This is a genomic window from Amycolatopsis jiangsuensis (genome assembly GCF_014204865.1).
In the GTDB taxonomy this organism is placed as follows: Bacteria; Actinomycetota; Actinomycetes; order Mycobacteriales; family Pseudonocardiaceae; genus Amycolatopsis; species Amycolatopsis jiangsuensis.
Genome location: NZ_JACHMG010000001.1, coordinates 6633727 through 6646609 on the forward strand (window position 1 = coordinate 6633727; position 12883 = coordinate 6646609).

The 12883-nt window shown below is 68.6% G+C and carries 14 protein-coding genes; 11 read left to right on the forward strand and 3 right to left on the reverse strand.

The window, feature by feature from the left end; genetic code table 11:
• Window positions 1-122 precede the first annotated feature (122 nt).
• The 5 genes from BJY18_RS30170 (at window position 123) to BJY18_RS30190 (ending at window position 5194) form a co-directional block, all read left to right on the forward strand.
• Window positions 123-1334: an acetyl-CoA C-acetyltransferase gene (locus BJY18_RS30170; RefSeq protein WP_184783277.1), complete on the forward strand. Its 1212-nt coding sequence runs from the start codon at window positions 123-125 to the stop codon at window positions 1332-1334.
• 11 nt (window positions 1335-1345) lie between these two features.
• The gene (locus tag BJY18_RS30175; RefSeq protein WP_184783278.1) at window positions 1346-3517 is read left to right on the forward strand and encodes a 3-hydroxyacyl-CoA dehydrogenase NAD-binding domain-containing protein; all 2172 of its coding nucleotides are present in this window, start codon (window positions 1346-1348) and stop codon (window positions 3515-3517) included.
• Window positions 3518-3585: 68 nt separating this feature from the next.
• On the forward strand, window positions 3586-3786 hold the full coding sequence (locus BJY18_RS30180) for a hypothetical protein (protein ID WP_184783279.1): 201 nt from the start codon (window positions 3586-3588) through the stop codon (window positions 3784-3786).
• Window positions 3787-4183: 397 nt separating this feature from the next.
• Window positions 4184-4588 (forward strand): hypothetical protein, encoded by a 405-nt coding sequence (locus BJY18_RS30185; RefSeq protein ID WP_221458021.1) that lies wholly within the window; start codon window positions 4184-4186, stop codon window positions 4586-4588.
• Window positions 4589-5194, forward strand: a complete 606-nt coding sequence (locus BJY18_RS30190; protein ID WP_184783280.1) for a DUF3558 domain-containing protein — start codon at window positions 4589-4591, stop codon at window positions 5192-5194.
• Window positions 5195-5334: 140 nt separating this feature from the next.
• On the opposite strand, the gene BJY18_RS30195 is transcribed toward BJY18_RS30190, so the two are convergent.
• On the reverse strand, window positions 5335-5577 hold the full coding sequence (locus BJY18_RS30195; RefSeq protein WP_184783281.1) for a hypothetical protein: 243 nt from the start codon (window positions 5575-5577) through the stop codon (window positions 5335-5337).
• Window positions 5578-5756: 179 nt separating this feature from the next.
• Here BJY18_RS30195 and BJY18_RS30200 point away from each other — a divergent pair, with 179 nt between their 5' ends.
• Entirely contained in the window at window positions 5757-6875 is a 1119-nt protein-coding gene (locus BJY18_RS30200; RefSeq protein WP_184783282.1) for a helix-turn-helix domain-containing protein, read from the forward strand.
• A gap of 12 nt (window positions 6876-6887) precedes the next feature.
• On the forward strand, window positions 6888-7448 hold the full coding sequence (locus BJY18_RS30205; RefSeq protein ID WP_184783283.1) for an HD domain-containing protein: 561 nt from the start codon (window positions 6888-6890) through the stop codon (window positions 7446-7448).
• A gap of 3 nt (window positions 7449-7451) precedes the next feature.
• Here BJY18_RS30205 and BJY18_RS30210 read toward each other — a convergent pair whose 3' ends face one another.
• On the reverse strand, window positions 7452-7610 hold the full coding sequence (locus BJY18_RS30210; RefSeq protein ID WP_184783284.1) for a hypothetical protein: 159 nt from the start codon (window positions 7608-7610) through the stop codon (window positions 7452-7454).
• Between the two features lie 69 nt (window positions 7611-7679).
• The gene (locus BJY18_RS30215; protein ID WP_184783285.1) at window positions 7680-7958 is read right to left on the reverse strand and encodes a hypothetical protein; all 279 of its coding nucleotides are present in this window, start codon (window positions 7956-7958) and stop codon (window positions 7680-7682) included.
• 19 nt (window positions 7959-7977) lie between these two features.
• On the opposite strand from BJY18_RS30215, the gene BJY18_RS30220 reads away from it, so the two are divergent.
• The 4 genes from BJY18_RS30220 (at window position 7978) to BJY18_RS30235 (ending at window position 12736) form a co-directional block, all read left to right on the forward strand.
• Window positions 7978-8217: a hypothetical protein gene (locus tag BJY18_RS30220; RefSeq protein WP_184783286.1), complete on the forward strand. Its 240-nt coding sequence runs from the start codon at window positions 7978-7980 to the stop codon at window positions 8215-8217.
• A gap of 58 nt (window positions 8218-8275) precedes the next feature.
• Window positions 8276-10618 (forward strand): GH92 family glycosyl hydrolase, encoded by a 2343-nt coding sequence (locus BJY18_RS30225; RefSeq protein ID WP_184783287.1) that lies wholly within the window; start codon window positions 8276-8278, stop codon window positions 10616-10618.
• 112 nt (window positions 10619-10730) lie between these two features.
• Window positions 10731-11201, forward strand: coding sequence for a DUF3761 domain-containing protein (locus tag BJY18_RS30230; protein WP_184783288.1), 471 nt, complete (start codon window positions 10731-10733; stop codon window positions 11199-11201).
• Between the two features lie 131 nt (window positions 11202-11332).
• Window positions 11333-12736 (forward strand): MFS transporter, encoded by a 1404-nt coding sequence (locus tag BJY18_RS30235; protein ID WP_184783289.1) that lies wholly within the window; start codon window positions 11333-11335, stop codon window positions 12734-12736.
• Window positions 12737-12883 lie beyond the last annotated feature (147 nt).

Sequence of the window (12883 nt, forward strand, 5' to 3'; positions counted from 1 at the left end):
CCATTGACACCATGGGGTTCACCGGGCCTATGTTAATGGCCATTAGCACCTACTGACGGGTATGCTCGAGGCTGAGATACACCGCAGTGTCCAACCACGCCGCTTCGCGGAGGAGTGTTGTAGTGAGTAGCGAGGCCTACATCTACGAGGCGTTGCGCACGCCCCGGGGCAAGAACAAGGGCGGTGCCCTGCACGGCACCAAGCCGGTCGACCTGGTGGTCGGCCTGATCGAAGAGCTCAAGGTCCGCCACCCGAACCTCGACCCGAAGGCGATCGACGACATCGTGCTGGGTGTCGTGTCCCCGGTGGGTGAGCAGGGTGCGGACATCGCGCGCACCGCCGCGCTCGTGTCCGGGCTGCCCGAGACGGTCGCCGGGGTGCAGCTCAACCGGTTCTGCGCGTCCGGGCTGGAGGCCACCAACACCGCGGCGCAGAAGGTGCGTTCCGGCTGGGACCAGCTGATCATCGCCGGCGGCGTGGAATCCATGTCGCGGGTGCCGATGGGGTCCGACGGCGGCGCGCTGTTCATGGACCCGGCCACCGCCTACGACCAGTACATCGCCCCGCAGGGCATCGGCGCCGACCTGATCGCCACCATGGAGGGCTTCTCCCGCGAGGACGTCGACCGGTTCGCGGTCCGTTCCCAGGAGAAGGCCGAGGCGGCCTGGTCCGGCGGCTACTTCGCGAAGTCCGTGGTACCGGTGAAGGACCTCAACGGCGTTACCATCCTCGACCACGACGAGCACCGCCGTCCCGGGTCGACGGTGGAGGGCCTGGCCAAGCTCAAGCCCGCGTTCACCACGATCGGCGAGATGGGCGGTTTCGACGCCGTCGCGCTCCAGAAGTACCACCAGGTCGAGAAGATCGACCACGTGCACACCGGCGGCAACTCCTCCGGAATCGTCGACGGTTCCGCCATCGTGCTGGTCGGCAGCGAGGAGGCCGGCAAGACCTTCGGCCTCACGCCGCGGGCGCGCATCGTCGCCACCGCCGCCGTCGGCTCGGAGCCCACGATCATGCTCACCGGCCCCACGCCTGCCACCGAGAAGGTGCTCAAGACCGCGGGCCTGACCCCGGACGACATCGACCTGTGGGAGCTCAACGAGGCGTTCGCGTCCGTCGTCCTGAAGTGGATGAAGGACCTGAACCTGCCCGAGGACAAGGTGAACGTCAACGGCGGCGCGATCGCCATGGGCCACCCGCTCGGCGCGACCGGCGCGATGCTGGTCGGCACCGTCGTGGACGAGCTGGAGCGCCGGCAGGCGCGCCGCGCGCTGGTGACGCTGTGCATTGGCGGCGGCATGGGTGTCGCGACCATCATCGAGCGGGTGTGAGGGAAGACAACATGGCTGAGAGCAAGACCATCCGCTGGGACGCCGACGCGGACGGCATCGTCACGCTGACGCTGGACGATCCCGGCCAGTCGGCCAACACGATGAACTCCGCGTTCCGCGAGTCGCTCGGCGTGACCATCGACCGGCTCGAGGCGGAGAAGGACAGCATCACCGGTGTGGTGCTCACGTCGGCGAAGAAGACCTTCTTCGCCGGTGGCGACCTGCGTGACCTGATCCAGGCGAAGCCGGAGAACGCCGCGGAGATCACCGAGTCCAGCGGAGTGATGAAGGCGCAGCTGCGCCGGCTGGAGCAGCTGGGCAAGCCGGTCGTCGCGGCGATCAACGGCGCCGCGCTCGGCGGTGGCCTGGAGATCGCGCTCGCCACGCACCACCGGATCGCCGCGGACGCCAAGGGCAGCCAGATCGGCCTGCCCGAGGTCACCCTCGGCCTGCTGCCCGGTGGTGGCGGCGTGGTCCGCACGGTGCGGCTGCTCGGCATCCAGACCGCGCTGCTGAACGTGCTGCTGCAGGGCCAGCGGCACAAGCCGCGCAAGGCGCTGGAGCTGGGCCTGGTGCACGAGGTCGTGGACACCGTCGATGAGCTGGTGCCCGCCGCGAAGGCGTGGATCAAGGCCAATCCCGAGGGCGGCGTGCAGCCCTGGGACGTCAAGGGCTACAAGATCCCCGGCGGCACCCCGTCGAACCCGAGCTTCGCGGCGAACCTGCCCGCGTTCCCCGCGAACCTGCGCAAGCAGCTCAAGGGTGCGCCGATGCCCGCGCCGCGCGCGATCCTGGCCGCCGCGATCGAGGGGTCCCAGGTGGACTTCGACACCGCGATCACAGTGGAGACGCGGTACTTCGTGCACCTGGCCACCGGCCAGGTCTCGAAGAACATGACCAAGGCGTTCTTCTTCGACCTGCAGACGATCAACTCCGGCGGCTCGCGTCCGGACGGCTTCGACAAGTACACCGCTCGCAAGGTGGGTGTGCTCGGCGCCGGGATGATGGGTGCAGCGATCGCGTACGTGTCCGCGAAGGCGGGCATCGACGTGGTACTCAAGGACGTCTCGCAGGAGGCGGCCGACAAAGGCAAGGGCTACGCGGTCAAGCTCGAGGAGAAGGCGCTCTCGCGCGGCAAGACCACGCAGGAGAAGTCGGACGCGCTGCTGGCGCGGATCAAGCCGACCGCCGACCCGGCCGATTTCGCGGGCGTCGACTTCGTGATCGAGGCCGTGTTCGAGAGCGTCGAGCTGAAGCACAAGGTGTTCGGCGAGATCGAGAGCATCGTGAACTCCGACGCGGTGCTCGGCTCGAACACCTCGACGCTGCCGATCACCACGCTGGCCGAGGGCGTGCAGCGGACCGAGGACTTCATCGGGATCCACTTCTTCTCGCCGGTGGACAAGATGCCGCTGGTCGAGATCATCTGCGGGGAGAAGACGTCGCCGGCCACGCTGGCCAAGGTGTTCGACTACACGCTGCAGATCAAGAAGACCCCGATCGTCGTCAACGACAGCCGCGGCTTCTTCACCTCGCGGGTGATCGGCACGTTCATCAACGAGGCCGTCGCCGCGCTGGGTGAGGGTGTCGAGCCCGCGTCGATCGAGCAGGCGGGTTCGCAGGCCGGGTACCCCGCGCCGCCGCTGCAGCTGATGGACGAGCTGACGCTGACGCTGCCGCGCAAGATCCGCAAGGAAACCCGCGAAGCGGTCGAGGCCGCCGGCGGCACCTGGACGCCGCACGCGTCCGAGGCCGTGATCGACCGGATGCTCGACGAGTACGACCGCAAGGGCCGCAGCACCGGAGCGGGCTTCTACGAGTACGACGAGAACGGCAAGCGCACCGGCCTGTGGCCCGGCCTGCGGGACGCGTTCAAGTCCGGCACCGGCGATGTTCCGTTCGAGGACCTCAAGGAGCGCATGCTCTTCGCCGAGGCACTGGAAACCGTGAAGTGCTTCGACGAGGGCGTCCTGACCTCGGTGGCCGACGCGAACATCGGCTCGATCTTCGGGATCGGCTTCCCCCCGTGGACCGGCGGGGTGATCCAGTACATCAACCAGTACGACGGCGGCCTGCAGGGCTTCGTAGACCGGTCGCGCGCACTGGCGGCCCGGTACGGCAGCCACTTCGAGCCACCGCAGTCCCTGGTGGACAAGGCCGCCAAGGGCGAGATCTACGAATAACGGTTGTGCCGTGAAGCCGCCCCCGTGGGACCCTCCCCGCGGGGGCGGTTCTCGTGGGCAGGGGTGACATGTCGAAGGCCGAGCTGCCGGTGCTGGACGAGCACCGGATCACCGTGGACGCCGAAGCCGAAGTGGTGTGGCGAGCCGTCGCGGACACCGCGGACCGCGGTTTCGCGGGCCCGTTCGCCACGGCCTACGCGTGGGCGGTGAGGTGCGAGGACTCCTCGCGGCCGTCGGCGTCCACATCGACGGCGACGCCGCCGCCCTGATCATCACCGCCGGGTCCCTGGTGCTCGGCACCGGCGCCGTTGCCGCGTCGAAGCCCAACGACTCGGCCCGCGGTCCCGGCGGCAGCCGATCCGATCTACGCCGAGGATGTACCGCGCGGCCAGGCCTGAACGAGGCAGACGAGAGCCCCGCTTCCTGCATCACGCAGGTGGCGGGGCTCTTTCGTGGTAGCCGGGGCGGGTCCGGCGACCCAAGGGGAAGAGGACGCGGACCCGCGGGCGGAACGCTATCCGCCGAGCCGGCTTGGCGCCGCCCGGACCTCGGCCTGCCGATCTGTTCCGTTTCTGCGAGGAACCAGCTCCGTTGCGTTAGCATCCGACCGGTTGATCTCGCCGCTATCGGGGCGGCGAGGCGATGCAGTGAGGGGGCTTACGAGCCATGGCCGGAGACCGACCACAGCCGGAGCAGCCGAAGATCGAGGTTCCGCCGGTGCCGCCGATTCAGGTCGACGGGTACGGCCCGGGCGGGGGTTACAAGTTCGACGCAGACCAGATCGACGGCGTTATTAAGCAGTGGGAAGACATGCTGGCCGACGTGCAAGAAGACCTTCAACATGCCGTTGCCATCCGTGACGTGAAGCCGCCGGCTGACGAGGTCGCCAGTCATACGTTCGTCTCGAATGGCGCCTTTCCGTCTGGAGAGACGCTGGTGGCGCAGCATCAGGCGATGGTTGATTACACGAAGAACTTCGTCACGGCCCTGAGGGCTGCGAAGAACAAGATCACGGTGGAGGAGCAGAATGCCGCCGACGCCGCCAACCTCAAGAAGAGCGGAGATCTCTGAGTGCGCAAGAACGGTTCCCGTCCTCGCCACATCGGGGCACTGGTTGTCCTAACGACGGTCGCTGCCGTGTCGCTTTCCGCATGCAGTGGCGGAGGTAACTCGGCCGACAACAGTTCGCCGCCGTCGTCTTCGTCTTCGGTCGACGCTTCGCTGAAGGTGCCCGCTCCGCTGCCTACGCAGGAGTTTCTGAGCAACCCGTGCAGCGCGTTGACCGATGCCGAGCTGGATGGCGTCGGGTTGAAGCCGCCGGGAAAGGTCTCGCAAGGACCGCCGGACCTGTGCCGGTGGGAGTCGGCTGGTACCAGGATGAATAGCGTGGCTGTGGGGGCGGTGCCGCAGAACAAGGGCGGCATCAGCGATATCTACGACCAGAAGGCGACCCAGGCCTACTTCGAGCCGTTCAGTGCGAGCGGCTATCCCGGGGTCGTCGCTGCCGCCGATGACCTGCGCTCGCACGGCACGTGCAGTGTGTGGGTCGGGATCACCGATCAGCTGGCCTTCACCGTGGTCACCAGCATCACGACCGGGGCGAACAAGGCCACTCCATGCAAGAGTGCACAGAAGGTCAGCGAGGCAGTGGTCACGCACCTGAAGGGCGCCGCCTGAGTAAGGCCCGGCCGCCGCACCGGTATCGGGTTCGGTGCGACGGCCGGGGGTCTATTCATCGCGGCCGTGCTGTTCGTCGTCGCCGGTCTCGACGTTGCCGTCCAGCTCAACGGTACCGTCGTCGCCGATCCACTTGCCCATCACCGGCCGCCCCATCCCGGCAGACAGGTGGGGCAGGCCGAGGTGCCCGGGCCGAGCCCTCCCGGCAACACGACTTCGCTGCGGGGGTGCCGGTCTGGGTAGGCCGAGTCCTCGCCGCACCACGGCACCGGCCACTGGACCGCCGGGTCCGCCAGGTCGCGTTTGCGGTAGGCGTGAATGCGCCCCTCGTAGGCGAACAGCCGAAGAACGAAATCGGTGGAACGATGGCTGAACCTGGCCATCTCAGCAGCCGGCAACTCACCCGTGATCCACACTCCCATGGCGAGTCACTCCCGTCGGGTTTTGGCTGATCAAAGCCATCCGAATCTCGTGGAGTGACGCTACGATCACCAGTGAGTAGGTAGAACGGACTGCAAGTACGGGTACGGTTCGGCCGGGATCGTCCAGATCGGGAGCGACCGTGAGCGGAGCAGCGGCAACACTGACCGGCAGTCAGGGTTGCCGTTCAACGGGCATCGTGACCGGATACGTCCTCAAGCTCGCACGCCAGTCGGCAGGGCTGACACAAGAGCGTCTCGCGGAACGTCTCGCGGTTGATGGGAGCACTGTTCAGGGGTGGGAGTCGGGACGGCGCCCCCTGTCTGCGATGCCCGCGGGGGAATTCGTCCGGCTGGCCGCCCGGCTTCCCCGGCTTGGTGCGCCGCCCGCCACCGGCCAACACCTGCGCGCGGCCGTCGAGGCCGACCTCGTCCTCTCGACCGGGATCGCCGCCGGCGGCGCGTGGGTTGACCCGGACGTACATCCGTTGGCCGCGAGCGTGCACCGCAAGACGCTGACGAACCTGATCACATGGCCCTTCACCGGGCACTTGCCGCAAGAGCTGAACGTCTTCACGCCGAAGGTGCCGCGCCGCGGACCGGTCGCGCCCGGGCCCACCATGGGCGCCGACGAGCGGAGCCGCTTCTTCGATCACCTGATGACCGTCGCGGAACGCGGCCTACGTGCCGACGAGGCGCTACTGCGCCGACAGGCGGTGTATCTGCTCGGCTTCGACCAGCGCGACCAGGTGGCAGCGTGGCTACGTGGCCAGTGGGCCAGCGCCGGCCACCGCCCGATCGCTGACGGCGATGTGACCAGCCTGCTCGAGGCCCGCTCAGCGTCCGTCGCGCTCGCATCCACGGGCGACAGCACTCACCTGCACGACTTCGTCGCGCGTACCACCGGCTCGCGGGCTGAGCTTGCGAACCTCAACTACTGGGCGCACTGGATCGGCGAACTCCACGACGATCAGACCGACGACACCTTCATGGCCGAGGACGACACCCGAGCCTGGTCCGGTGTGCGGCTGTTCCACCACCTGGTGAGCCGCCTCGACCCTGCCTCGCCGCACCTGCCGCTCAACCTGCACACCGTGCACACCCTCGTGGCCAGCCGTCCCGCGCTGCTGACCGAACGCTCTGCCGCGCGTGACGCGCTATCCGGCGCACTGGAGATACTCACCTCGGCCGACGTGCTCACGCGCGACGGACGTGACCAGGTCGCCGGACTTCACTACGCTTTGCGTCTCGCCGACCGATAGGGAGATCGCCCCATGCCAGACGAGCCCGCTGCACTCGCCGCGTTCAGCTACGAACTCGGGCTGCTCAAGCGCATCCGCCGCGCGGGATGGTGGCACGTCGGCGTCCGCGACCCCGAATCGGTCGCGGAGCACAGCATGCGGGCCGCGCAGATCGCCGCGCTGCTCGCTGTGGGAGAGGGCGCGAACCCGGAGCGGGCTGCGTTCCTCGCGCTCTGGCACGACACGCAGGAGACCCGCACCGGGGACATTCCGCACACCGCGGCCAAGTACATGAGCAAGCCCGAGCCCCGCGAGATCACCTCCGACCAGACAGCGGCTCTGCCGGACGCCTCCCGCACCATGGTTCGGACCGCGGTAGACGAGTACGAGACCCGGCAGACCCTCGAAGCGCGGTGCGCGAAGGACGCCGACAAGCTCGAAATGCTGCTGCAGGCCGTCGAGTACCGAGAGACGGGGGTCGAGCGAGTCGCTGGGTGGATTGACTCCGCACGGAAGGGCCTCGCGACCGAAACCGCTCGGCGCGTCGCCGAGGCAGCCGTGAATTTGTCCCCGCTGACGTGGCGGGACCGCTGATGGTCAGATCGCGTGCTTCCAGACGGTGAGGCTGTAGGCCGAGAACCGTGCGCCGGCGAGCGCGTAGGCCGCGAGGACAGCCGCGGCCGTGGACTTGCGGCGCTTGGCGAGACCGAGCGCGATCGGGATCAGCAGCACGAACGCCGGCAGTAGGAATCGCACCTTCGCGAACGGCAGGCCGGCACTGCACAGGACCAGCAAAAGCGCACCGAGGCTGTATGCGGCCAGTGGCTACGAGAGCCGGCGTATCGACACCACCGCAAGAACCACCGCGGCGATCACCAGCAGGGCAATCAGCGTGGGGAAAGCGCCGTCGGGACGTAGCAGCGTGCGGGGTATCCACTCGATGGCTTCGCGGCCCCAGTCGAACCGGGTGTTCCAGCCGCGGAGCTCGATGTCCTGCCACCCGGTCCATGAGCCGGTGCCCGCGGCGACGAATCCCAGATAGCCGACCAGACCGATCGGCGCCTGGCGGAGAACCGGGCCGAAACCGCTCGCGGAAGGCGCCACGATACCGGGTTTCGAGGTCGTGGCCGCGCGTCCCGGCGTGGAGCTCACGCTGTCCGGGCGGCACCATTTCTCCGCGTACCGGCTGGCTTTCCACCTCGAACCGGTGGCGGACGGACGGACTCTGCTGCGTGCGGAGACCCGTGCGGAGTTTCCGGGGGCCGCCGGGGCCGGCTATCGCATGCTCGTCTTCGGCAGCGGCGGCCATGCGTTCCTCATGCGGCGGATGCTGCGCACCATCGCGGCCCGGTCGGTCCGCTGAGCCGGGGTCGTCGTTCGACGTTCTCCCGGATGTCACCCGATTCGGCTAGGGTCTCGCCATGCGCCGTCGCCTCACGGTGGTCCTCGCCACCGTCCTGGTCACCTCCGCCGTGGTTCCGACAACGTTGTCATCGGTTGCGGTTGCCTCGGTGACCGATCCTGCCGCGTTCGTCGATCCGCTGATCGGCTCGGCCGGGGACGGCAACACCTTCCCCGGGGCGACCGCGCCGTTCGGGATGCTGTCGTGGAGTCCGACGAGTACCCGCGGTGACCAGACCAGCACCGGCGCTGCCAACGGTTACCAGTACGACACCACCCGGCTGCGCGGCTTCAGCCTGACCCACGTCAACGGCGCCGGCTGCAATCCGGGCGCGGCCGGCGACGTGCCGATCATGCCGTTCACCGGCGACGTCACCTCCTCGCCGACCGCGGACACCACCGACGCGGTGTACGCCAGCGACTTCACGCACGCCGACGAGCAGGCCACCCCGGGTCGTTACCGGCTCGGCCTCGCCAACGGCGTGACCACCGACTTCGCGGCGTCCGACCGCACCGCGATCGGCCGGCTGGCCTTTCCCGCGGGCACGCCGGCGAATCTGCTGTTCCGCACCTCGAATTCGCTCAACGGCAGCGAGGACGCGGAGACCCACCTCGACCCGGTTCACCGGCGGGTCACCGGTTCCGTGCTCACCGGCGCGTTCTGCGGCCGGCGCGCGAACGGCGGCGAGAACAACCGCAAGAGCTACTACCGGCTGTACTTCACCGCGGAGTTCGACCGGCCGTTCACCAGCACCGGAACCTGGCGGGACGGCACACTTCAGCCGGGCGGCCGCGACCAGACCGGCGGCGAGGGGTACGCGACCGGCGCCGATCGCGCGGGCCGCGGTTCCGGCGGCTGGGTCGGCTTCGCCCCGGGCAGCGACGTGACTATGCGGATCGGGATTTCCTACGTTTCCCTCGCCGGTGCCCGCGCGAACCTGCGTGCCGAGCAATCTCCATGGTCCACTGTGGACAGCGTTGCGGCGGCAACCCGGCGGAAGTGGAACGCGGAACTGAACCGGGCACGCATCGGTGGCGGCACCGCCGATCAGCGCACCGTCTTCTACACCGCGCTCTACCATTCGTTGCAGCAACCGAATCTGGTCAATGACGTCGACGGCCGGTACCTGGGCATGGACGAGCAGCCGCATCGGCTCGCGCCGGGGCAGGACGCGCAGTACAGCAATTTCTCCGGCTGGGACCAGTATCGTGCGCAAGTGCAGTTGCTGGCGCTGCTGGAACCGCGCGTGGCCGGGAACTTCGCCCAGTCCTTGTTCAACTACGCCAAGCAGAACGACGGTGTCTGGGACCGGTGGGTCCACGTCAACGGGGCAACGCACGTGATGACCGGCGACCCGTCGGCCGCGACACTCGCCACGTTCTACGCCATGGGCGTGCGCAGTTTCGACTATCGCGGGGCGTTCTCCTCGTTGTACGCGCAGGCCACCGCGGCACGCCCGGAAGGTTTGCAGGACGCCGGGTGTCCGGGCCAATGCGTGGGGCAGCGGCCGAATCTGGCGCAGTACCTGCGATCGCACTACGCGGCGAACGACGTGTGCCACTGCTGGGGTGGTGCGGCGGAGACGCTGGAGGACTCGATCGCGGACTTCGCGCTCGGTCAGTGGGCCGCGCAACTGGGCCTTGGCAAGGAATCGGCGGAGCTGTCCGCGCGGGGTGCGTACTGGCGCAACGTCTTCAACCCGGCGACGGGGTACATGCAGGCGCGTGACGTCGACGGCTCGTGGGTGACGCCGTTCGACCCGGCGAGCGACCGAGGGTTCGCCCAAGGCAGCGCGGCCGCCTACACCTGGCTGGTTCCCCAGGACGTCGCCGGTCTCGCGGAAGCCATGGGAGGCAAGGAAACCGCGGCCAAGCGGCTCGACGGCTTCTTCCACGACGACGCCGGGAACTGGCAGCTGCGCGGCGGCGGACCGTTGAAGTACGACCCCACGAACGAGCCCGACATCCACGCGCCCTGGCTGTACAACGATCTCGGCCGGCCGTGGCAGACGCAGGAAACCGTGCGGCAGATCGTGGACACGGTCTACACCACCGGCCCGTCCGGGCTGCCCGGCAACGACGACCTCGGCACGATGTCGGCCTGGTACGTGTTCAGTGCGCTGGGCATCTACCCGCGCACCCCGGGGTCGGGGGACGTCCTGGTGTCGAGTCCGCTGTTCCCGTCCGCAGTGCTGCACTCCGGCAGCGGCGCGGTGTTCACGATCACCAGCAGTGGCACCGGGAAGTACACGCACTCCGTCCGGCGTGACGGGCGGCCACAGCAGGGCTGGACCCTGGACTCGTCCTTCGTCCGGCACGGCGGACGGCTCGACTTCACCCTGTCACCGAATCCGGCCGGCTGATCGGTTGCCGGGCAACGGTTTTCCCGGCCATCGCCTTATTCGGCAACAACCGTAACGGATCTTCGGGCTCCGTCGACTACCTCGCGACACGCGCTGTGCGAGGAGGCCGAGGATGCTGCGGAAGCTGGGAATGGTGCTGGCTGCGGGTGCGCTGATCGCCGGATGCGGCACCGGCGCGCCGCCCGGGAACACCGGCGTCCTCCCGGCGAGCGGACCCCCGGTGACCTCGGTGTCCTCGCCGCCCACGACCGAGAGCAGTCTGCCGGAATCCTCTGTCGTCTCGACGGCGCCGACCACCGTCGTCGTGCCCACGACGACGGCGGCCAAGCCCACCGCGTCCAAAACCGCGCCGAAGACCACTGCAGCGAAGCCGAAGGCTGCGCCGAAAACCACTGCAGCCAAGAAGAAGAGCACCGCGCAGTGCGGTGCCGACTACTACCGCAACTCCTCCGGGGCCTGCGTGCACCGGCCGTCGTCGAATCCGTCCGGCGCGACGGCGAAGTGCAAGGACGGCAGCTACAGCTACAGCCAGCACCGCTCGGGCACCTGCTCGGGCCACGGCGGCGTGAAGCAGTGGCTCTGACTGCTCCGTTCGGCCCAGTCCGGTGAGTGCCGTGGGTCTGATGGATCACGAACCTGCCGATTCGGGTGGCTCGCCCGGTACCGTGCGTTTCGGTACCGCGTACGGGCTGGATCGACCGGACAGGGGGAGTCGTGGCGCAGTCGGGTGGGCGGGCGATCATCGTGGTGCTCGCGTCGTGCGGGCTGGTCGCTTCGTTCATGCAGACGCTGGTCGTTCCGTTGATCCCGGCGTTTCCGAGGCTGCTCGACACCACCCCGACGAACGCGTCGTGGGTCGTCACGGTGACGTTGCTCGCCGCGGCGGTCATCACGCCGGTCAGCGGACGGCTCGGTGACCTCTACGGCAAACGCCGGGTGCTGCTGGCCAGTCTCGCGGTGCTCGTCGCCGGGTCGGTGCTGTCGGCGGTCACCAGTTCGCTCGCGCTGATGGTCGCCGGACGCGGACTGCAGGGTTTCGCGATGGGCGTGATCCCGCTCGGCATCAGCATCATGCGGGACGAACTGCCCGCCGAACGCGTGAGCGGCGCGATCTCGTTGATGAGCGCGACGCTCGGTGTCGGCAGCGCGATCGGACTGCCGCTCGCGGCGGTCGTCGCGGAGAACACCGACTGGCACGTGCTGTTCTGGGGTTCGGCCGCGCTCGGCCTCGGCTGTGCGCTGCTGATCCTGCGGTACGTGCCGGAATCACCGGTACGGCAGCCGGCGCCGTTCGACTACTTCGGCGCGTTCGGGCTCGTCGTCGGGCTGACCTGCCTGCTGCTGCCGATCGTGAAGGGCGGCGAATGGGGCTGGGGCAGCGTGCCCACGCTCGGCTTCGCGGCGGCGGCGGTACTCGTGCTCGCCGGCTGGGGCTGGTACCAGCTGCGCAGGCGTGACCCGCTCGTCGACCTGCGGGTGTCCGCCCGGCGGCCGGTGCTGTTCACGAACCTGGCGTCGATTCTCGTCGGTTTTGCCATGTACGCCATGGCTTTGTCGTTCCCGCAGCTGCTGCAGGCGCCGGCTGCGAGCGGGTACGGCCTCGGCCTGACCATGGTGGAAGCGGGCCTGTGCCTCGCCCCGAACGGGCTGGTGATGATGCTGCTGTCACCGGTGTCCGCGCGGCTGACCAACCGCTACGGCCCGAGAACCACCCTGATCACCGGCACCGTGGTGATCGCGATCGGGTACGTTTTCGCGATCCTGCTGATGGACAACGTGGTCGAACTGGTCGTCGCCTCGGTGATCATCGGCGCCGGGGTCGGCATCGCGTACGCGGCCATGCCCGCGCTGATCATGAGCTCGGTACCGGTCACCGAAACCGCCTCCGCCAACGGTCTCAACGCCCTCATGCGCTCGGTCGGCACGTCGACCTCTAGCGCGGTGATGGCCACCCTGCTCGCTCAGCTGAGCGTGACGGTGGGTGCGTTGACGGTACCTTCGCTGACCGGATTCCGGGTCGCCTTCACGGTGGCCGCGGTCGCGGCGCTGGGCGGATTGGCCCTCACCACGATGGTGCCCCGCATCCGCGCCAGCGTCCCGGAACTCGTCGGCGTCTAGCTGTCGTGCCCCGAAACGTCGGTTACGTACTACCGGCCCCATGAGTGGCTACGCAGGTTCTCACCGGTGTAGCCACTCATGAGTTCACCGGCACGCATACCACGCCACCGCCGCCGCGGCGTCCGCCATGCGGAGAATGGGGATGAC

Excerpts from the sequence above, each read along its gene's own strand:
- BJY18_RS30175 (WP_184783278.1), top strand. The coding sequence starts at position 1,346 with ATGGCTGAGAGCAAGACCATCCGCTGGGACGCCGACGCGGACGGCATC.
- BJY18_RS30180 (WP_184783279.1), top strand. The coding sequence starts at position 3,586 with ATGTCGAAGGCCGAGCTGCCGGTGCTGGACGAGCACCGGATCACCGTG.
- BJY18_RS30185 (WP_221458021.1), top strand. The coding sequence starts at position 4,184 with ATGGCCGGAGACCGACCACAGCCGGAGCAGCCGAAGATCGAGGTTCCG.
- BJY18_RS30195 (WP_184783281.1), bottom strand. The coding sequence starts at position 5,577 with ATGGCCAGGTTCAGCCATCGTTCCACCGATTTCGTTCTTCGGCTGTTC.
- BJY18_RS30205 (WP_184783283.1), top strand. The coding sequence starts at position 6,888 with ATGCCAGACGAGCCCGCTGCACTCGCCGCGTTCAGCTACGAACTCGGG.
- BJY18_RS30225 (WP_184783287.1), top strand. The coding sequence starts at position 8,276 with ATGCGCCGTCGCCTCACGGTGGTCCTCGCCACCGTCCTGGTCACCTCC.
- BJY18_RS30230 (WP_184783288.1), top strand. The coding sequence starts at position 10,731 with ATGCTGCGGAAGCTGGGAATGGTGCTGGCTGCGGGTGCGCTGATCGCC.